The 19,699-nt window shown below is 64.9% G+C and carries 16 protein-coding genes; 12 read left to right on the plus strand and 4 right to left on the minus strand.

The annotated features are described in order from the left end of the window. The first annotated feature begins 32 nt into the window (after window positions 1–32). Window positions 33–2,345: a DUF4159 domain-containing protein gene (locus BSF38_RS26830; RefSeq protein WP_076350110.1), complete on the plus strand. Its 2,313-nt coding sequence runs from the start codon at window positions 33–35 to the stop codon at window positions 2,343–2,345. 1 nt (window position 2,346) lies between these two features. Here BSF38_RS26830 and BSF38_RS26835 read toward each other — a convergent pair whose 3' ends face one another. Then, on the minus strand, window positions 2,347–3,762 hold the full coding sequence (locus BSF38_RS26835) for a deoxyribodipyrimidine photo-lyase (protein ID WP_076350111.1): 1,416 nt from the start codon (window positions 3,760–3,762) through the stop codon (window positions 2,347–2,349). A 292-nt stretch (window positions 3,763–4,054) separates the two neighbouring features. On the opposite strand from BSF38_RS26835, the gene BSF38_RS26840 reads away from it, so the two are divergent. The 9 genes from BSF38_RS26840 (at window position 4,055) to BSF38_RS26885 (ending at window position 14,387) form a co-directional block, all read left to right on the plus strand. After that, on the plus strand, window positions 4,055–5,269 hold the full coding sequence (locus tag BSF38_RS26840; RefSeq protein WP_076350112.1) for an inositol-3-phosphate synthase: 1,215 nt from the start codon (window positions 4,055–4,057) through the stop codon (window positions 5,267–5,269). Window positions 5,270–5,327: 58 nt separating this feature from the next. After that, window positions 5,328–6,164 (plus strand): sugar phosphate isomerase/epimerase family protein, encoded by an 837-nt coding sequence (locus BSF38_RS26845; protein WP_076350113.1) that lies wholly within the window; start codon window positions 5,328–5,330, stop codon window positions 6,162–6,164. Continuing rightward, window positions 6,164–7,081 carry a UbiA family prenyltransferase gene (locus BSF38_RS26850; RefSeq protein WP_076350114.1) on the plus strand — a complete coding sequence of 306 codons (918 nt, stop codon included), beginning with the start codon at window positions 6,164–6,166 and terminating at the stop codon, window positions 7,079–7,081. Before BSF38_RS26845 ends, BSF38_RS26850 begins: the two co-directional genes overlap by 1 nt. Before the next feature lie 15 nt (window positions 7,082–7,096). Next, entirely contained in the window at window positions 7,097–7,933 is an 837-nt protein-coding gene (locus tag BSF38_RS26855) for a sugar phosphate isomerase/epimerase family protein (protein ID WP_076350115.1), read from the plus strand. A gap of 640 nt (window positions 7,934–8,573) precedes the next feature. Continuing rightward, entirely contained in the window at window positions 8,574–9,671 is a 1,098-nt protein-coding gene (locus BSF38_RS26865; RefSeq protein WP_076350117.1) for a DUF1559 domain-containing protein, read from the plus strand. A 78-nt stretch (window positions 9,672–9,749) separates the two neighbouring features. Next, the gene (locus tag BSF38_RS26870) at window positions 9,750–9,971 is read left to right on the plus strand and encodes a hypothetical protein (RefSeq protein ID WP_076350118.1); all 222 of its coding nucleotides are present in this window, start codon (window positions 9,750–9,752) and stop codon (window positions 9,969–9,971) included. A 768-nt stretch (window positions 9,972–10,739) separates the two neighbouring features. Continuing rightward, complete coding sequence (locus BSF38_RS26875; RefSeq protein WP_076350119.1) at window positions 10,740–11,834, plus strand: DUF1559 domain-containing protein; 1,095 nt, start codon at window positions 10,740–10,742, stop codon at window positions 11,832–11,834. A gap of 362 nt (window positions 11,835–12,196) precedes the next feature. After that, entirely contained in the window at window positions 12,197–12,406 is a 210-nt protein-coding gene (locus tag BSF38_RS26880) for a hypothetical protein (protein ID WP_145952346.1), read from the plus strand. Window positions 12,407–12,689: 283 nt separating this feature from the next. Then, the gene (locus tag BSF38_RS26885) at window positions 12,690–14,387 is read left to right on the plus strand and encodes a tetratricopeptide repeat protein (protein ID WP_168189472.1); all 1,698 of its coding nucleotides are present in this window, start codon (window positions 12,690–12,692) and stop codon (window positions 14,385–14,387) included. 17 nt (window positions 14,388–14,404) lie between these two features. Here the strand turns inward: BSF38_RS26885 and BSF38_RS26890 are convergent, their stop codons facing one another. Next, a complete protein-coding gene (locus BSF38_RS26890) occupies window positions 14,405–15,226 on the minus strand; it encodes a TatD family hydrolase (RefSeq protein ID WP_076350122.1) in 822 nt (273 codons plus the stop codon). A gap of 545 nt (window positions 15,227–15,771) precedes the next feature. Beyond that, complete coding sequence (locus BSF38_RS26895; RefSeq protein ID WP_083713579.1) at window positions 15,772–16,287, minus strand: Spy/CpxP family protein refolding chaperone; 516 nt, start codon at window positions 16,285–16,287, stop codon at window positions 15,772–15,774. A 496-nt stretch (window positions 16,288–16,783) separates the two neighbouring features. On the opposite strand from BSF38_RS26895, the gene BSF38_RS26900 reads away from it, so the two are divergent. Continuing rightward, window positions 16,784–17,554: a hypothetical protein gene (locus BSF38_RS26900; protein WP_237170631.1), complete on the plus strand. Its 771-nt coding sequence runs from the start codon at window positions 16,784–16,786 to the stop codon at window positions 17,552–17,554. 100 nt (window positions 17,555–17,654) lie between these two features. Here BSF38_RS26900 and BSF38_RS26905 read toward each other — a convergent pair whose 3' ends face one another. Beyond that, window positions 17,655–18,551: a hypothetical protein gene (locus tag BSF38_RS26905; RefSeq protein WP_210405649.1), complete on the minus strand. Its 897-nt coding sequence runs from the start codon at window positions 18,549–18,551 to the stop codon at window positions 17,655–17,657. Window positions 18,552–18,882: 331 nt separating this feature from the next. Between BSF38_RS26905 and BSF38_RS26910 the strand changes: the two genes are divergently transcribed. Beyond that, window positions 18,883–19,665: a 2-phosphosulfolactate phosphatase gene (locus tag BSF38_RS26910; protein ID WP_076350125.1), complete on the plus strand. Its 783-nt coding sequence runs from the start codon at window positions 18,883–18,885 to the stop codon at window positions 19,663–19,665. The last annotated feature ends 34 nt before the right edge of the window (window positions 19,666–19,699 follow it).

Here is a 19,699-nt window from a genome sequence, read left to right on the forward strand (position 1 = left end):
CGATCGCTCGCCCATTGCTCGGGAGGTTGGTCATGTCGCAGACACGCGGGGCTCTGTTCCGGCTGACGCTCGGATTGGTCGTCGGGTCCGTCGCTCTGACCGTGGCCGGCCCCAGGACGGCCGACGCGGCGGTGACGCGCGAGGAGGTCGAGCGGGCGATTCGCGAGGGCGTCCGCTTCCTCATCAAGGAGCAGAAGGAGAACGGCTCCTGGCAGGATTACAACGACGGCAGGTTCAAGACGGGGGTCACGAGCCTGGTCACGCTGGCGTTGCTCACGGCCGGCGAGAAGCCCGATTCGCCGGCCATACTCAAAGCCGTCGCCTACCTGAGGGGCTTCCGCCCCGGCCAGCTCGACAGCACTTACACCATCGCGCTCCAGACGATGGTCTTCGCCGGCGTCGCCCCCGAGAAAGACGGCAACCGCATCTTGGCGAACGTCGACTGGCTCGAGCGCGCCCAGATCCGGCCCGACGCCGCCCCCTCATCGCGTGGCGCATGGCCTTATGGCATAGGCCGGCACGAAGGCGTCGACAATTCGAACTCCCAGTACGCGCTGCTGGGTCTGCACGCGGCGTCGGAGGTCGGCGCCGCCGTCAATCCGGAGGTCTGGAATCTCGCTCGATCGTATTGGCAGGGCGCCCAGCAGGCCGACGGCGGCTGGGGCTACCACTTTCGCGACCAGCACTCGACCGCCAGCATGACCGCCGCCGGCGTTTCCAGCCTGGTGATCACCGGCCTGAGGCGGTACCAGGGCGCCGAGCACATCGAAGGCGGGACCATCCACAACTGCGGCAAGGGGGGCGATAACATCAACCTCGGGCGCGGGATCAACTGGCTGGCCAACAACTTCTCCGTCGGCCAGAACTTCGGCCTCGGCCAGCAGTGGCGGCACTATTACTTGTACGGCCTGGAACGGGCCGGCCGGCTCGCCGGCCTCCGCTTCTTCGGCGAGCACGATTGGTATCGCGAAGGCGCGGAGAAGCTCGTCCACGAGCAAGACCGGCTCTCGGGCTTCTGGCGCGGGGGGGGAGGGGAAAGCCCGCTGCTGGCCACCAGCTTCGCCCTCCTGTTCCTGTCCAAGGGCCGCGCGCCGGTCCTGGTCAACAAGCTGGTGCACGGCCCACGGGGCGACTGGAACCACGACGTCGACGACGTCCGCAACCTCGTCAACCTCGTCTCGCAAGACTGGAAGAACCTGTTGACCTGGCAGTTCGTCAACCCCGCCGAGGCCACCGTCGAGGACATGCTCCAGGCTCCCATCGTCTTCTTCAACGGCCACGCGGAGCCGGTGTTCACCGCCGTCGGCGAACGCCGGCTCCGCGTGTACGTCGAGCAAGGGGGCTTCATCATCGCCGACGCCTGCTGCAACAGCCCGATATTCCACGAGGGCTTCCTGAAGCTCATGAAGCGGGTCTTCCCCGAGGAGGAATACAAGCTCAAGCCGCTCTCCGACGACCACCCCGTCTGGCGCGCCAAGCACCTCCTGAGCCCGACCGCCTATCCGCTCTGGGGCATCGAGCACGGCTGCCGGACCGTGGTGATCTACTCGCCCAAGGACCTCTCCTGCTTCTGGAACCAGCTCGAACGTTCCGAGCGCGACAAGCAAAACACCGCCATCCTCAAGGCCGCCAAGGTCGGTCAGAACATCATCGACTACGCCACCGGCCGCGAGCTGCCCGCCGACAAGCTGATGGCCCGCGAGGTCCACGACTTCAAGGTCGACGCCCCCAAGCGCGGCGCGCTGCGGATCGCCAAGCTCGAACATCCCGGCGACTGGAACATCGCCCCGCTGGCGATCCCCAACCTGATGTCCGTGCTCAGCAAGCCCCCGTTGAACTTCGACGTCACCATTTCCCAGAAGCCTCTCCGGCCGACCGACCCCAACCTGATCTACTACCCGCTGGTCTACGTCCACGGCCGCGCCGCGGCGTCGTTCTCCAAGGAAGACCTCGACGCCCTCCGCAAGCACGTCGACCCCGGCGGCGGCACGATCTTCGCCGACGCCGCCTGCGGCAGCCCCGCATTCGACGCCTCGTTCCGCCGACTCGCCGCCGAGCTGTTCCCCAACAACCCCCTCGTCCCCATCCCCAAGGACGACGAACTCCTCTCCACCAGGGTCTACTTCGACCTCAAGGACGCGCAGTACACCAAGGCCGCCGGCGGAGCCAAGGACTACCCCCAGCTCGAAGGGGTCAAAATCAACGGACACTGGTCGATCATCTACTCCAAGTACGACATCGGCTGCGCCCTCGAACGCCACTCGGCCCTCGACTGCAAAGGCTACAACTACGACAGCGCCCTGCGGATCGCCGCCAACATCGTCATCTACTCGACCTTGCCGTAGCCTAACTTTCGAGTCGCCTGGCGCGGCCCGCTTCGATCTCCCGCACCCGCGCGATGTACCCGGCCGAGTCGAATTTCTTGCGCGTACTCTCGTAGCTCATGAACCGGACTGTGCCGAAGATCGGCCGCGAGGGCCAGGGGCGATCATGCTTGCCGCCGATCGCCCAGGCCACGCCGGCGTAGCCGTTGGGATCACGGCCATCCATCTCGTAGCGGTCGTTGAGATCGATCGCGATCTCGAATGCCCGCTCGGCGCTCGGGGTCCATTCGAGGATCTTCTTGGCCCAGTACATACGCAGATAGTTGTGCATTCTTCCGGTGAGCAACATCTCCTTCTGCGCGGCGTTCCAGAGCGGGTCGTGGGTCTCGCCGGCTTCGAGCTGCTTCGCGGTGTAATGAAACGGCCGGGGATCGTCGGCGTGATCGGCGAGCGTGTTTCTCGCCCATTCGGGGCAGCCGGCCAGCGAGTCGTAGTCCGGATTCCGGGATACGAAGTTGACCGCCAGTTCGCGACGAACGATCAGCTCTTCTAGAAGCACGTCGATCCCCTCGCGGGGCCCTTCGGAATTGAGCGCCGCCAGAGCGATCGTCAGCGGGCTGATGTGCCCGAAATGCAGGTGCGCCGAAAGCTCGGTCGTGGAGTAGGGGGTGGGCTCGTTCCGCCCTTCCGCGTATCGGACCAGCCGCTCGTCAAGGAACCGCTTCAACCGCCGCATCGCCTCGCCCGTCCCTCCGACGTAACCGGCGACCTCCGAAGCTCCTCCGACCTTCAAGTGATGCATGAGCGCGTTGGGCTCGATCCTCTCCCCCTGGGGGAGCCCTTTCGGCAAAACGTGCTGGGCCTTGATGTTCGGCAAAGGCTTCAGGTAGTCCTCCCAGACTCTGTGGAGCTTGGGACGCAGAGTCCGCGCCGCGTACTCCTCGCGAGGAAAAAGCGACGTAGGGACCACCACGTCGGCGTCGACCAGGTGGAACGGGACTGCCAGGCCGCGCGCGACCGACTCCCGCCATCGCCTTCCTACCAGCACCGGGTTCTCGTCGCCGACGACGAACGCCGCGCCCACTTCCTCGGCGAAGGCGGGTACGACTTCGTCGGGGCTGCCGAGCCGGACCACGAGGGGGACGCCACGCTGATTGAGATCGTCTTTAGCATCGACGAGGCCTTCGACCAGGAAGCGATAATGCCTGCGCTGGGCGCCCGGAAAATCGGCGGTGAGAGCGAAGACCGCGACGACCGGCTTGCCGATCGCGTTGCCGATGGCGATCGCCATGTTCAATGCGGGATTATCAACACCTCGCTGGGCTCGTTGCATCCAGTACAAGACGCAAGCACGATCTAGGTCCGGGACTCCCGGCCGGATCGTCCGGACGCGAGGATGGGGTTCCAGGAGGCGGGAGAGACTGGGTTGGGCGGCCATTTGTCACTCTCGTAAATGCTAACGGACTGACGGCCGGCCCGCATCCAATGTTCAGCTTGTCGGGTGTGTTCCGAGTATTCTAGGCGATCGGCCAGGTGGGCGGGGTCGCCGTGGGTTGAAGGGCCGGGGATTCGGGGCCATAATGATCTTATGAATCGTCTCGGATCAAGCTGGTCCGAGTTTCGATCACCCTCCCCGGTCACCGCCCGGCTTGCCGCCGCCATCCATTGATGATCGCGTCAGGCCGCCGGCCGCCCCGAGATCCGTCCCTCCTGCAACAGGTGAAGTGAAAATGGCACGTCGTCGCGTCGGACTCTGGCTGGTCGGAGCGTTTGGCGGAGTGGGTACGACCATCACGCTCGGTCTTGCGACGATGGCTCGCGGCCTGGTGGATCAAACCGGCCTGGTCACGGATCTTCCCGACTTCCGTGAACTTTCGCTGCCGGAGCCGGGCGACTTCGTGGTCGGCGGCCACGAGATCCGGCGGACGTCGTTCCAAGAATCGGCCGAGGAGTTCCGCCGCAACACGGGGGTGTTCGACGCCTCGTGGCTGAGCGCCTGCCGCGACGACCTGGCCGCCGCCTCGTCGCGGGTCCGCCCCGGTCCCAAGCTGGGCCTCGGCCCGGCCATCGCCCGGCTGGCCGACTGGGAAACCGAATCCGAGCCCGCCACCGCCCGCCAGGCGATCGACCGCATCAAGGCCGACATCGCAGCGTTCGTGAAAGCCGAGAAGATCGACCACCTGATCGTCCTCAACGTGGCCAGCACCGAGGCCCCGTTCGGCATCGGCGAGCCGCACCAGACGATGGCCGCCCTGAACGGCTCGCTGTCGCGGACCGACGCCTTGATCCTGCCGGCGAGCAGCCACTACGCCCTCGCCGCCCTGGAAGAAGGCCACACGTATCTGAACTTCACCCCTAGCCTGGGCGCTTCGTTCCCCGCCGCCTGGGAGCTGGCCGAGACAACCGGCTCGCTGTTCGGCGGCAAGGACGGCAAGACCGGCGAGACGCTGATGAAGACTGTGCTCGCCCCGATGTTCGCCGCCCGCAACTTCAAGGTGATGAGCTGGGTCGGCCACAACATCTTCGGCAACCGTGACGGCGTGGTGCTCGACGATCCGAACAACAAGTCTTCGAAGGTCGAGACCAAGGACAAGGTGATCACCGAGATCCTCGGCTACAAGCCGGCCTCGGTCGTTTCGATCGAGTACGTCCCCGACATGGGCGACTGGAAGACGGCGTGGGACCACATCCACTTCAAGGGCTTCCTCGGAACCAAGATGGTCCTCCAGTTCATATGGCAAGGCTGCGACAGCCTGCTCGCCGCCCCGCTCGGCGTCGACCTCGCCCGCCTCGCCGACCTCGAAAAGCAGCGCGGCGGCAAGGGCCTGATGCGCCACCTGTCCTGCTTCTTCAAGGGCCCCGAAGGCGACGACGAGAACGATTTCTTCAAGCAGTACGCCCGACTCGAAGAATACGTCGCCTCGCTGCGGGCGAAGACGAAGTAAGGCCCTCCACCCGAGAAACAAGACTCGTTACATCCACCCCGCCGACGGATACTCGCCCGTGAAACTCGCTTTCAGCTCCAACGCGTATCTCCGCCATCCGTTCGACGAAACCGCGGAGCGGATCGCGGCGATCGGCTACCAGGGGCTCGAACTCCTGGCCGACGTGCCGCACGCCTGGCCGGCCGGCTTGCTGGAAGGCCCCAAGCGGGCCATCCGCGAGACGATGGCCAGGACCGGCTTGCAGTTCTCGAACGTCAACGCGTTCATGATGAACGCGGTCAACGACCACCGTCAGCCGTACTGGCATCCTTCCTTCATCGAGCCCGACCCGAACTACCGCCGGGTCCGGATCGATCACACCCGCCGCGCACTCGAACTCTGCGCCGAGCTGGGAGCGCCGCACATCACGACCGAGCCCGGCGGCCCCATCGCCCCCGGCCAGACGCGACAAGAGGCTCTCGACCTGTTCGTCGAGGTCCTCAAACCCCTGGCCGAGCACGCCGAAAAAGTCGGCGTCCTGCTCCTGATCGAGCCCGAGCCCGACCTGTTGCTCGAACGGACCGACCAGTACGTCGAATTGGCCGACCGCGTGAATTCGCCGGCGCTGGGCCTGAACTTCGACGTCGGCCACGCCTACTGCATGAGCGAAGACCTGCCGAAAGCCATCGCCGCGCTCGCGCCTTACACGCGGCACTACCACCTGGAAGACATCGCCGCGACGCGGGTCCATCATCACCTGCCTCCCGGCGACGGCGCGATCGACTTCGCCGAGGTGATCGCCGCGATCCGCAAGACGGGCTACGACGGCTGGCTGACGGTCGAGCTCTATCCGTCCCAGGAGAACCCCGACGAGGCCGCTCGCCAGGCCTACAACGTCTTGAAGCCGCTGATCTGATGCGACGATCCGTCTTCCCGCTGCTCCAGTTGATCCGACTCCCCAACGTTGCCGCCGCCGGGGCCGACAGCCTCGCCGGCTGGCTGCTCATCGGCGGCGCGCTGAACGCGCCAGCGCGCTGGCTGCCGCTGGTCGGCGCGTCAATGAGCCTGTACGCGGCGGGCATGGCGCTCAACGACTGGTTCGACGTCGAGGTCGACCGCCTCGAACGCCCCGCTCGCCCGCTCCCTTCCGGCCGCGTCTCGCCGCGCGTCGCCGCCGGGATCGGCTGGGGAGGGCTCGCGCTGGGCCTCTTGCTCGCCGCCGCCGGAGCAGGGGGGGCCGTCGCGACCCTGATCGTCGCCGCGCTCCTGGCGATCGCAATCGTCGGGTACAACGCGGGACTCAAGCACACGATTCTCGGTCCCGAGGTTATGGGCTCGTGCCGGGGCCTCAACATGCTGCTGGGCATGAGCGCGGCGCCTGCCCTGGGAGGCCCCGCCGCGTGGCTGGCGGCCGGGTCGTTCGGCCTGTTCGTCGCCGGCGTGACCTGGATCAGTCGTTCCGAAACGAAGACGGGCGAAACCCGCAACCTGCTGATCGGCCTGGCGATCCAGAACCTGGCGTTCCTCGGGCTGGCCGGCGCGGCCCTCAGCCCCCGAAGGTTTCCTGCGCCGCCGGTCGATCCGCCGTTGATCCCGCTGGAAGGGCTTTTGGTCCTCGTCGTCGTCGCCCTGACGGTCAACCTGGCGGCCTCTCGCGCCCTAAGAGAGCCGTCGCCCCGATTCTTGCAAGGGGCCGTCAAGACGGGCGTGCTGTCCCTGGTCTGGATCGACGTGGCTCTCGTCGCCTCGATCCGGGGGCCGCAGGCCGCGCTCGCCGTCGCGCTCTTCTGGCCTCCAGCGTTCGTCCTGGCCCGCTGGCTCTACTCGACCTGAGGGAGGACGCCCGAGATGCGTCTGGGATACAACACGAACGGACTCGCCCACCACCGGCTGACCGACGCCGTCGCGCTGCTGGCTGACGAGGGCTACCAGAGCGTGGCGATCACGCTCGACGCCGCCGCGCTCGATCCCTACGACGACCCGTCGGATCTCGCCCGCCAGACGGCCGAGATCCGCCGCCTGCTCGACCGCCACGGCCTCGGCCGGGTGGTCGAGACCGGCGCGCGTTTCCTGCTCAACCCCCGGCTCAAGCACGACCCGACCCTGATGGACCCCGACCCCGCCCGCCGGGCCGTCCGGGTCGACTTCCTCCGCCGCGCCGTCGACCTGGCCGTGGAGCTGGATTCGGGCGTCGTCTCGTTCTGGTCGGGGATTCTCCGCGACGGCTCGTCCGAGGACGCCGCGATGGAACGACTGGCCAAGGCGCTCGGCCCCGTGATCACCCACGCCGAGACGCGCGGGGTTCGGCTGGCGTTCGAGCCCGAGCCGGGCATGTTCATCGACACGTTCAACCGCTTCGATCAGCTCGACCAGCGGATTCGACATCCCCTCTTCGACCTGACCGTCGACCTTGGGCACGTCCACTGCATCGAGTCCGGCGACGTCGCCGAACACGTCCGCCAGTGGGGGTCGCGAATCGCCAACGTCCACGTCGAAGATATGAATCGAGGTGTGCATGAACACCTCATGTTCGGCGAGGGGACGATGGACTTCCCGCCGATCCTCGAAGCCCTCCGGTCGGTCGGCTACTCGGGCGGCTTGCACGTCGAACTCAGCCGACATAGCCAGATGGGGGCCGACGCCGTGCGTCGGGCGCGGGATTTTTTGACGCCGATGCTCGACTGAACGATGCCTCCGGGAAGCGCAAGTCACGATTTCTTGGACGAGGGTGTTGCAATTTCCGCCCAAAGAGTGATAAATTTTGAAATCCAGCCAGGTCTCTCATTTTCATCAGGAAAACTCTTCGATCTGATCATCGACGTCACGCACCGAAGATCACGGATCAGTCGCTTTCTTGGTTCAACGCCTCGTGAACTCCTCTCTCCGTAACGGTAACGCCTTCTGATTTCGCGTTCATGGAACCTCGGCTCCGGTCCCAGACCGCCATCGAACCTGAGAGCACTCCAACCTCTCGCTGTCATCCGGTTCGAACGAGCGATCCAGTAATTCGAATTCTTTCGGACATTTCCCCCGTCGAACGAAGTGTTTCGAATCGAGCGTCGCCCAAGCAGGCTTGAAATCCGACCCGCCCGGCGTTCTTGGCGCGGGTCGCGTCATCGAACCGCGATGCGTTCGGTCCGTGATCTTCCGCTCGCCAGGTGAGACGCCCAAATCTCGGTCGAGTCAGTCGTCGCCACTCGACGTCGACGATCAACTTCCGTTTTCCTGGTCATCTTCAGCTCGATCGATCGCGGTCGCGCCCTCTTTTCTTTTTTTCTTTCTCGTCCAGGTCATGACTTCGTCGTTTCGATGAAAGGTGCTCACCATGAAAGACTCAGTCCGCCGCCCGGGAGCGTCCGGCGGCTTCACGCTGATCGAACTTCTGGTGGTGATCGCGATCATCGCCGTCCTGATCGCGCTCTTGCTGCCGGCGGTGCAGTCGGCGCGCGAGGCGGCTCGCAGGGCCCAGTGCGTCAACAACTTGAAGCAAATCGCGCTGGCCTGCCACAACTACGAATCGTCCCAGGGGTGTTTCCCGATGGGCAGCCGGTACATGATGTTCGCCGAGCCGACTGGCGGCTCGTGCACGAACACCTGGTGGATGATGCACACGGTGTTCAACTACATCTTGCCGTTCATCGAAGGCGGTAATCAGTACAACTCCTACAACTTCGTCTACACGGCGCGGAGCGGATACAACCTGACCGCAGCGCATACCACGGTGAACAGCTTCATCTGCCCGTCCGACCTCGACTGGGTGCCGAAAGCCTTCGACCCGACGCTCACCCAGTACACCCACGGCTCTTACGGCATGAGCCGCGGCCGCAACGAGAACATCTACTTCAACTGGGCCGTGGCCGCCTTCCCCGATCCCGGGGCCCCCTACTACGACAAGTGCAATGCCGACCCCGGCGACGGCATGTTCGGCATGGACTCGTCCGTCCGGATCTCGGGGGTGACCGACGGCACGAGCAACACGTTCCTGTTCGGCGAGATGTCGCGGTGGAACGACAACAAGGGCCCCGGCGTCTACAATGAGGTCAACGCGACCGCCGCCTTCTCCATGGGCGCGGGGGCGACGGGGATCGGATTCTTCGACAACGAAGTCCGCCCCCAGACCGGCGCGTTCGTCATCCCCAGACTCAACGCCCCTCCCGACCGCAAGGGCGACATCTTCAGCGCGTGCTTCTCTGCCCCCATCGTCCCTACCGATTGGTTCAATCCGGCCATCCAGAGCCCCGCCGCCCTGGCCGCCTGCATGAACCTCGGCCAGTGGGCCTTCCGCAGCCAGCACCCCGGCGGCGGCAATTTCTCCATGGCCGACGGCTCGGTGCGGTTCGTCAAGGATTCCGTCAACATGGCGGCCTACCGCGGCCTGGGCACCCGCGCCGGCGCGGAGGTGATCAGCGCTGATTCGTATTGACCACCTCAGCGGCGCGAGCCGTCGGGCGTCGCTCGGCGACTCGCGCCTTCCCGTACACGACTATCGATGGAGATTCGTATGCGGCTCGCTCACGGCCTCGTTCTCTCGACCGTCCTCGCGTTCATGTCCACCGGTTGCGGCGAATCCACGCCGCCCCCTTCCGCGACCTCGACCGCCGCTTCGACTGCGGCCGTCGCGCCTGACGCCAAGAAGGGCCCCACTTCCAAGGGGAAACAGACCTTCCAAAAACGGCGGGAATACAGCGCGGCGGACCCGGAAGGCCCGCCGTCGAAGTACTGACCACGCGTCCCGTCGGCCCCGCCCGCACGCTCTCGACGGCCCGCCAGGCGGCGAAAGGCAAGAGGGTGTCATCAAATCGATTCTCGAACGTATTCATGTTGCAAGGGTTGATGATCCGGCTATCCGGATTTTCACACTAGCCGTTGCGAATCCTCGGAGTACAATTGCGTTCGACACGTATTGCATGGGCCCAAATTCTCCGCGTCCGCCCGGCTGGCCCCTCAGCCTCTCCCCGGGGCGTCCGCCGAAGTCGATGCGGTCGGTCCGCCAGCGGCGGGGGGTGACCGTACCGCCCCACTTCTTTTGTTCGAGCAATTTTCATCCCGCTTGGGGACTGGCTCCCTGGAGACCCACGTTTCGCCGAGCGATCTTGTCGATTTTCGTCAAATGTCTTGATTTGAACGTCGGATGAACCGTATGATTGCACCACTCTCCAAGGCAGCCCCGCCGATCAAGACGCTTCGCCCGTAGTCCATGAAGGTCTTCCTTCTTCACGCTCGTGAGGGAAGGGGCAGGGATCACAAACGTTTAGGAGCGATCCTCCCCAGGTCGCGGCGAGGCTCGCCTGGCACGCATGTTGTAGGGAACAGCGTGTCAATGAGCGAGTCGACTTCGATCCCGTCCGATCCTCGCTCACCGCCTGGCAACGACGTCAATGGCCTCGGCTTTCTTAATTGACAGCGTGCTTGCGTTAACGCTTAAATTAAGAATTACGCCCACCGCGTCAGATTCGTCCCATTCGAGAATCTTCTTCGCAAGGACCAATCCATGAGATCGCGATCTCGCCCCGATTCTCCGCCAGGCGGTTTCACGCTGATCGAGCTTTTGGTCGTCATCGCGATCATCGCCGTCCTGATCGCGCTCTTGCTGCCGGCGGTGCAGTCGGCGCGCGAGGCGGCGCGCAGGGCCCAGTGCATCAACAATTTGAAGCAGATCGGGTTGGCCGCGTACAACTACGAATCGGCCCAGGGCTCGTTCCCCATGGGCAACCGAGCCGCGCAGTTCACCCCCTACAGCAGTTCGGTCACGACCCCTTGCACGGTGTTCATCGGCCACTCGGCGTTCAATTTCATGCTTCCGTTCCTGGAGGGGGGGGCCGCCTTCTCGGCCTACAACCTTCAGCGGCCGTACAACAGCGTCGTCAACAACACGGCGACCCTGGCCAAGGTGAAGACGTTCCTCTGCCCCTCAGACACCGATGCGGAGTCGGTGGACCTCACCCAGTTCATCGCGACGACCCAGAATTCCTACGGAATGAATCGCGGGTCGCAGGAAAACATCTACTTCAACTGGGCTTTGAGCGCTCTGCCCGACTCATCATCCCCTTATTACTCGACCTGCAACTACGGCGGCGGCGACGGCATGTTCATGCCCGAAAGCATCGTCCGGATCGCCAATGTGACCGACGGCACGAGCAACACGTTCCTGTTCGGCGAGATGTCGCGGTTTCGCAATGAACCCGGCGGATCGAATTTCCAGTTCGCCAATGTCACCGGGGCCTTCGCGGGACCGCCGTGGTCGGCCAGCTCTCCGTTCTGGCCAGGCGACACGCGTCCGACGTCAGGTGCCTTCGTTGTTCCCCGACTGAACTCCCCTCCCGACACCACGGGGGCGGTCATCGCCGCCTGCTTCGCCATCCCGGTTCAGCCGCCCGACTGGGCCGACCCTGTCAAAAACGCCTCGGGCCTCCCCTCATGCATGAAGCTCGGCCAGTGGGCCTTCCGCAGCAACCATCCCGGCGGCGGCAACTTCGCCATGGCCGACGGCTCGGTGCGGTTCGTAAAAGACTCCATCAACTACGTCGCCTACCGCGCCCTGGGCAGCCGAGCCAGCGGCGAGGTCATCAGCGCCGACGCTTATTGATTTCAACAGCGTGATTTGCAGTTGAGTTGAGTTGCAGAGGACGTGGAGCCGGATTCCCTTCTCCCCTTGCGGGAGAAGGTGCCGCGCAGCGGCGGATGAGGGGTATTCGATCGCCTTGGCCTTCGATGAATTCCTATGGTGCTCACCCCTCATCCGGCCTTCGGCCGCCTTCTCCCGCTGGGGAGAAAGCATGCTCGCAACGGCCTATTTTGATGGTTGTCCGCAACCCACAAGACAGCCTCGACGCCGTCGCGAGACCGTCGAGGCTCTTGTCATTCCCGGCGGATCGGCGGATCATGGTTCCCAAACCAGCGGCCGGCAAGCCTCTCGTGATCGATCGAGCCAACCAGGAGCCAATCTTGATGCGATTCCCCAAGTCACTCGTGTTGCTTCCGTTCAGCCTGGCGATCGCCGTCGGCTGCGACTCCGGCGCCGCCCCCGAGGCGGAAAAACCCGCCGCCCCGCCCACGCCCCCACCGGTCGCTTCCACCAGCAAGGCAAAGGGCAAAGTGAAGGAAGCCAAGCCCCCGGGAATCCACGTCGGCAAGCCGCCCGGATCCGTCGATCTCTAATCTCTGACTCGGTGCGGTGCGATGTGGTGCGGTGCGCCATTTCGTGACCCGCCCACGTGTTGGGACACGACGCGACATCGATCCATTCTCAGAGGACCCTGGGGCATGAGCTCGATTGGTCGATTTCATGGCCATGACGCCTCGACCGCGATTGGTCGGAGATCTGCGTCGCGGCCAACGATCCTCGAAGGTTCTTGACGTGACGGCTGCGGTGGGACTCCCGGCGCGCCTCGGCGTTGGCGCACTCGTCGCGATCGGGGTTGGAGCGGCGTTTCTCCCGATCGTGTTCAACGATTGGGTCTTCTACGACGATCCGTCGAATTTTCTCGAAAACCTCGATTTCCGGGGGTTGAGCCCGACACACCTGCTATGGGCTCTCACGACGCTCCATATGGGGGTCTACCAACCTCTTGCATGGATTCTGTTTGAAGCCGAGTACGCCGTCTTCGGGTTGCTCGCCTGGGGCTACCACCTTGTCAGCCTAGTCCTGCATCTGCTCAACGCGCTGGTGCTCGCGCGGTTGATCGCGGTGGTGGTCGATCTCCTCCCCTCGTCGGTCGGACGCCGGCCGGGCGTGTCCTTTTACGCCGCGGCGACCTCGGCCCTGGTTTTCGCGGTCCATCCGTTGCGCGTCGAGGTCGTCGCCTGGGCGTCGTGCCAGCCCTATCTGCCCAGCGCGCTGTTCGCCATGACTTCGACGCTCGCCTATCTGCGGTCCGGTTCTCCCGCGCGGATCGGCCGCGGAGGCTGGCTGGCCGTCTCCTGGTTTCTGTATTTCGCGTCGCTCGCGTGCAAGGCGATCGCGCTCCCTCTTCCCATCGTCTTCTTGATCCTCGACGCCTACCCGCTGCGGCGGTTTTCCAGGCCGGGTCGACCGTGGCGGGCGGCGATCGTGGAGAAGCTGCCGTTCGTGGCGATCGGCCTGCTGTTCCTGACCGCCGCCGTCGTGGGAAAGTACGTCGCCTATCCCGTGGAGGCGACCGGCGGCGTGGGGGTGCCTCGACGACTTCTCGAAGCCGGGTATTCCGCATGGTTCTACGTGGAGAAGACCGGCCGGCCCTCGTCGCTCGCGGCGCTCTACGAGAGTCCCGATGCGACTTCGGACGGGAATCGCGGCCTCGTCATCGCCGTCGCGGCCGTGATCGCGATCACCACGTTCGCGATCGTCGTGCGACGACGCTCGCCGGGACTCCTCGCCGCGTGGGCCGCCTACCTGGTGTTGCTCGCGCCGGTGTCGGGCTTTTTTCGGTCCGGCTTCTGGATCACGGCCGATCGCTACGCCTATCTCTCGACCATACCGCTGTACGTCGCCCTGGCTTACGGGCTGACGCGGCTCTGGAGCGCGCCGGGGCCGGGGTTCTCCAAGTTCGTGGCGTGGGCGGCACCGGCCGTCGCGGTCGTCGCACTCGGCGCCGCCTCCTGGCGGCAATGCCAAACATGGCGCGACAGCGAGGCGATGATGGCGCAGGCGATCCGCGCGGGGACGATCTCGCGGGCTCGCCACTTGACGGCGATCGGTGCCATCCGTGAGCAGCAGCGGCGGCCCGCCGAGGCGGAATCCTGCTATCGCGAAGCGGTCCGAGTCGATCCAAGCTTCCCCGAGGCGAACTACGGGCTGGGCATGCTCGTGGCGAAAGCCCGCCCGGACGAGGGTCTAAAATTGCTCGAACGCAGCCTGGCCGAAGACCCGAAATCCCCTCGTGCGCACATGGCGATCGGGATGGTGCTCGTCGATCAGAATCGCTTCGTCGAAGCGGCGGGGCATTTCGAATCGGCGTTGCGGCTCTATCCCTACTATATCGAGGCTCGCTTCAACCTGGCTTATACGCTCGATCGGCAAGGAAAACGAGAGGAGGCCGCGACGGAGTACGAGCGCGTTCTTCGAAGCGACCCTCGCAATTTCCGGGCGCAGCGCAACCTCACGATCCTCCTGGAGGAAATGCAGCGGAACCCGAGCGGGGTCGCCTTGCCCGGCTCATAGGCCTGGCGTCGGTCAGCCTAGGAGCGGGGGACGGCGGATCGATCGAACCGCGCGCATTGGCTGAAGAACGCCAGCGGGTTGTCGTGGACGACCGTGCGGATCAAGGCGTCGTCGTGGCCGCGGCGCTTCATCTCGAAGATGAACTCGGGGACGGCCAGGGGGTCGCTGTGCCCCCAGTCGCCGGCCGAGTTCACCATGATCCGCGAAGCGCCGTACATCTCGATCATGTCGGCCGCGCGGGCGGGGGTGCACTTGGTGGTCGGATAGAGCGTCATGCCGACCCAGTGGCCGGCGTCGAGGGCCAACCGGATCGTGTGCTCCTCGACGTGATCGATGCAGATCCGCTCGGGCTTGAGCCGCCGATCGCCCTTGAGCATGTCGAGGATCATCCGCGTCCCCTGGTACTTGTCGGCCAGGTGGGGCGTGTGCACCAGGATCAGTTCGTTGGTGCGCGCGGCGAGGTCGAGGTGTTCAAGGAACACGGTCGACTCGTTCTTGGTGTTCTTGTTGAGCCCGATCTCGCCGATCCCCAGCACGCCCGGGCGGTCGAGGAACTCGGGGATCATGGCGATCACCTGGCGCGACAGCGCGACGTCCTCGGCCTCCTTGGCGTTGATGCAGAGCCAGCAGTAGTGGGCGATCCCGTACGCCGCCGCCCGCTTGCTCTCGAAGTCGATGAGCTGGCGAAAGTAGTCGCGGAACCCCTCGACCCCCGAGCGGTCGAACCCCGCCCAGAACGCCGGCTCGCTGACCAGGACGCACCCCGCGACCGCCATCCGCTTGTAGTCGTCGGTCGTCCGGGAAACCATGTGGATGTGCGGGTCGATGTACGAACTCATATATATTAATTCCTGAATTTGCATAACCACATGGCCACTTACTGTACCTTTGGCTGCAACGCTTCTGGAGCGGGACGACTTACCGCCGACCAAGTTCTTGGCTGTTCGTGAGCGTCCACCCAGGCGGCAGGGACATTGAACGCTTTGGGAGGGGGTCATGTCGAGGACGAAGAGCGTGAGGGCATCGGCACTGCCGTCTCGCATACCACATTGCGAGGCTGTCGCGATCAAGCGCGGTTGCTGTCGTTCCGGGCATGACTCGCCCCAAAAAAACTTCCGAATCTCATCGCCGTTCAACATTTTACGATCGCGCGGGCTCCAAACAAGTCAGACGGGGAGCCTTCCTTGCTCTAGTCTCCCTGCACGGCGGTCGCATGGAGGTTGTGAATTCCAGAAACCGTTCACGGCGGCCCCAGAACAGCGCGGAAAACGAACGGCGACGCATCGCGGGTCGGCGATGGTCAATTCGGAGAGATTCTGGCAAGCCTCGCGAGCCAGGGTCCGCGCCGGGTGGGCGGCCCCTGGATCGCTTGGTTCGGCTGGGGTCAGTTGCCGTCCTTCGCCTTGGCGGCGGCCTTGCGGCGGTCGGAGGCGGCTTTGCGGGCTTCGGTGAGGGCTTTCTTCTGGGGAGCGGTCAGGACGTCTTCGATCTCGGACTTTTGCCGCTCGCGGAGGGCTTCGACCTTCTTCTCGATCTCCTGGATCTGGGGATGGTATTTGCCCTGGATCTTGTAGATCGATTCCTTCTGAGCCTCGGTCAGGTTGAGGCCTCCGAAATAGGCGGGGACGCGGTGCTCGGCGTCGGGAGGCGCCTGCCGGCCGCCCTTGGCTTTCGGCTTGGCTTCGGCCTCGTCGTCCTCCTCGGCAGCCGGCGCGGCGGCCTGATCGCTCTTGGAGGTGGTTTCGGCCTTCTTCGCGATCTTCTTCTTCGCCGTTTGCGCTTTGGTCTTGGTCGTTCCCGCATCCTGCGCGGCGTTCAGCGGCAAGGCGGAGGCGAGCGCGAACGTCATGAATGCGGTGCTGGCCAGCGCGGCGATCGACCTTCGGACGAGAGGCGTCATGGCATACCGACCTTTCTGAATGCGACAACGGAACGGAAATGCATGCGATCGTGGACCTGCAACCAGTTTAGTTTATGAATCGTGCTCGTGCGATTCCATAGGTTCCCCAGCTTCGCGCGGAATCCGACGAGGCGACGTCCACCGTTCCGGTACGAAATCTGCATTCAGAGGCCAAGGTCAAGCGGCTTTGTGCGAAGATCTGCACGGCCTCTGAAAGACGTGGCGAGCGAAGGCGGCGGCTCGAACGACTTTCCGGAGGGCGGGGTTCGGGGGGCTTTACCCGGGCTCGACCCAGCGTTACGATTTTCGCTGGCTGCAATTCGGCAATCCCTACACCTGACGTCCTCTGGATTTGCGCTGAGTGATGCAGGTGCTTTCGTCAACCTGATCTTGCCGCGTGGAGAGTTTCGATATGTCATCGGATGCGAAGGGTTCAGCGTCGGCTTCCAGCTCGTCGAGGTCGTCGAGGGATCGCGAGCGGGGAATCCGGATCTTCATGTGGCCCAAGGTCATCTACATCTTCCCGTCGGCGATCGTGGCCTTGATCTGCTCGCTGGGCATGGTCTCGCTTCAAAATAAGACCTACGACCCCAGCAAGGAGACCGTGGTGAAGGTGACGGGGGCACCCTCGGACCCCGCGGCCGTCCAGAGCGAGGTCGCGCACATGACCAAACTGGAACGATTCCGGACGCCCCAGAATCTTCTGGGCGTGTTGTTCCTGACCGTCCTGGCCTTCAATCTGATCGTCATGGCCCTGGACTTCCCGAGGTTCGAGCTAGTCGGGGTCATCCTGGCCGTGCTCTTCACCCTCTTCTTCCTGCTCTGGATAGGCGCCTACTTCAACATCAACATCATGAAGCCGATCAACAAGTTGCTCGAACAGACCTACATGTTCGCCAACGCGGGCTTCTATTTCCTCTACTTCCTGATGGTGGTGGTCGTGCTGGGCGTGGTTTACATCACCCGCTGGCTCGACTACTGGGAGATTCTCCCCAACGAGATTCTCCACCACCACGGCCCCTTGAGCGACCTCGAACGGTTCCCGACGATGAACCTGAAGTTCGACAAGGAGATCCCCGACGTGCTCGAGTTCTGGATGCTCGGCGCGGGGCGGCTGGTGATGCACGTTCCGAACGTCGATCGCGCGATCATCATGGACAACGTGCTGTTCATCAACGCCAAGGAAGACGGGCTCAAGAAGCTGATGAGCCGGCTCGACGTCCGGATCTCGACCGACCAGGACGTGACCAACCTGCCGACGTCCTGACAACGACGGCCGCTCATCCGCCGTTGTAGGCTTCTCGAATCGAGCAGGGGGCGCGGGCCCCCTGCTCGTCGTTCGCCTTTGCCGTCGGGAAGGTCGGCGGTCAGGCGGGCTCGGCGGCCCCGGAGCGCTGGTTGACGGCGGGTTGATCGGCGAAGCCGGAGACCTGGGGCGGGGCCAGCCCCGGCAGGTGCGGCTTGAGCAACGGTTCGACGTTGCGCGGCGGCTCCTGGGCGGGCGCCGGGCCGGGATCTTTGAGCAGCTCGTCGAGGATCGCCCCGTTGAGGACCTCCTCGATCTCGCGAAGCCGGCGGGCGACGAACGCGCCGTCGAGGACGCGGTGGTCGTAGATCAGCTTGACCATCACGCGGCCGGCGACGGGGTCGATCGGCCCGAAGGTGAGCGTGGTGGTCAGCGGCGAGATCGGGTGAATCTGCTCCGCGCCGAGCGCGCCGTAGCTGCTCAGGCCGAAGGTGCCGAACCGCTTGCACCGCTTGAAGCCCGAGATGTTGAGCGTGCTCCACCAGAGGAACCGCCGCACCGGCCGCGGCACCTTGCTGAAGCGAAGGGCCTGGCGGTAGAAGCCGACCTTCTCCAGGGGCTCGTGCTTGTACCAGCGGAGCGCGGCCTGAAGCTGCACCAGCGACTGCTGCTCGGGCGCCCGGAAGAGGCCGACGAAGACCCCCTCCTCACCCTGGTACGTCCGCTCGATCGCCAGAGCGCAGTTCATGTACGGATGTTCGTAGATCCGCGGCCAGGGGAATTCGAGGTACGACCGCCGCAGCGGTGCGTGCTCGGACCCAACCAGGGCGTACGCCTTCATGAACAAGCACGACCAAGACGGCCGTGAAAGATGGCGAATTCGCGGGTCGCGCAGCGCCGAGACGTTGAACGTCCGGCTCACCGGGGCCGATGGGACCTTGTGTGCGAAGTGAACCAGGTCGTTGATAAACCCGCGTGGGCCGGTCGGCGAAAGGTATCGTCCCTTCGGCTCGTGCATCCATGCACCTCGCATCAAGACGACGAAAATAGGCGGACAGCGATCGAGAACGCGTTCGACGATCGGTCGTCGGCGTTGCCGAGGGCGGCCGCTCGGACGACCGCGCAGTCACGGACCGGAGGGTACAAGAAACGGGCCTGCCTGGGAAGGCGAAGGCCCGAGAAACCCGCCCCTCGTCGCGACGCGACCGGCGAGCGGGCGGGGAACGCTCGATCGGCCGGCGGGGGCTCCCCAGATCGGCCCGATTGTGCCATAATTCCGATAGTTTTGGGCTAAGGACGTGGAGACGCCCGTTCCCGGAGGTGGAAGGGGGCGGGGGAGGACGTGGCGAATGACGTTCGTGCATTTACTGCCGAGTTTGATTCCCGCAGGCGCGCTTCGAGGAGGGGTCGCGGTCGTGATCGACGTGCTCCGCGCCTCGACGATGATCGTCCACGCCCTGGCCGCGGGTTGCGACGCGGTGATCCCGTGCGGCGAGATCGACGAAGCCTGGCGGATCGCCGGGGGTCTGCCGCCCGGCTCGGCCCTGCTCGCGGGCGAGCGGCACGGCGTCCCAATCGAGGGCTTCGACCTCGGCAACTCTCCCGGGGCGTGCACGGCCGACGTCTGCCGGGGGAAGACCCTGGTCATGACGACGACCAACGGCACGAAGGCGATCCTCGCGAGCCTCGACGCCGAAGTGGTGCTCGTGGGCGCGTTCGTCAACTTCGCCGCCACGGCGCAACGCCTGCTCCACGAGAAGCGGCCGGTGCATCTGGTCTGCGCCGGGACCGAGGGCGCCGTCAGCTATGAAGACGCGCTGCTCGCCGGCGCCTTCGCCGGACACTTCGCGGACCTTGAACACACGCTCGACAACGACGAGGCCGAAATCGTCCGAGGCCTCTGGGCCCGGGTCGAGGACGCCGTCTGGTTCAAGGGCGGGGGCAAGGGCCACGCCAAGACCGACGACGATCGCCCGCTGACCCGCTACCTGAAACGGGGGGCCGGAGGACGTCGCGTCATGGAATTGGGATTCGAGGCTGATATCGCCGACGCCGCCGCGCTCAACCGCGGCGGCTATCAGTTGGCCGTCGAACTTCGCCGCGATCCTCTTCGCCTGGTCGCGGCGAGCTAGAATCGGCCCAGTCACGCGACCTCCAGACAGACAG

This window comes from Paludisphaera borealis (assembly GCF_001956985.1).
In the GTDB taxonomy this organism is placed as follows: domain Bacteria; phylum Planctomycetota; class Planctomycetia; order Isosphaerales; family Isosphaeraceae; genus Paludisphaera; species Paludisphaera borealis.

Coding starts and splice junctions, on each gene's coding strand:
- BSF38_RS26865 (WP_076350117.1), top strand. CDS start 8,574: ATGAAAGACTCAGTCCGCCGCCCGGGAGCGTCCGGCGGCTTCACGCTG.
- BSF38_RS26895 (WP_083713579.1), bottom strand. CDS start 16,287: ATGACGCCTCTCGTCCGAAGGTCGATCGCCGCGCTGGCCAGCACCGCA.
- BSF38_RS26850 (WP_076350114.1), top strand. CDS start 6,164: ATGCGACGATCCGTCTTCCCGCTGCTCCAGTTGATCCGACTCCCCAAC.
- BSF38_RS26890 (WP_076350122.1), bottom strand. CDS start 15,226: ATGAGTTCGTACATCGACCCGCACATCCACATGGTTTCCCGGACGACC.
- BSF38_RS26835 (WP_076350111.1), bottom strand. CDS start 3,762: ATGGCCGCCCAACCCAGTCTCTCCCGCCTCCTGGAACCCCATCCTCGC.
- BSF38_RS26880 (WP_145952346.1), top strand. CDS start 12,197: ATGCGATTCCCCAAGTCACTCGTGTTGCTTCCGTTCAGCCTGGCGATC.
- BSF38_RS26910 (WP_076350125.1), top strand. CDS start 18,883: ATGACGTTCGTGCATTTACTGCCGAGTTTGATTCCCGCAGGCGCGCTT.
- BSF38_RS26870 (WP_076350118.1), top strand. CDS start 9,750: ATGCGGCTCGCTCACGGCCTCGTTCTCTCGACCGTCCTCGCGTTCATG.
- BSF38_RS26900 (WP_237170631.1), top strand. CDS start 16,784: ATGTGGCCCAAGGTCATCTACATCTTCCCGTCGGCGATCGTGGCCTTG.
- BSF38_RS26905 (WP_210405649.1), bottom strand. CDS start 18,551: ATGCACGAGCCGAAGGGACGATACCTTTCGCCGACCGGCCCACGCGGG.
- BSF38_RS26875 (WP_076350119.1), top strand. CDS start 10,740: ATGAGATCGCGATCTCGCCCCGATTCTCCGCCAGGCGGTTTCACGCTG.
- BSF38_RS26840 (WP_076350112.1), top strand. CDS start 4,055: ATGGCACGTCGTCGCGTCGGACTCTGGCTGGTCGGAGCGTTTGGCGGA.
- BSF38_RS26830 (WP_076350110.1), top strand. CDS start 33: ATGTCGCAGACACGCGGGGCTCTGTTCCGGCTGACGCTCGGATTGGTC.
- BSF38_RS26855 (WP_076350115.1), top strand. CDS start 7,097: ATGCGTCTGGGATACAACACGAACGGACTCGCCCACCACCGGCTGACC.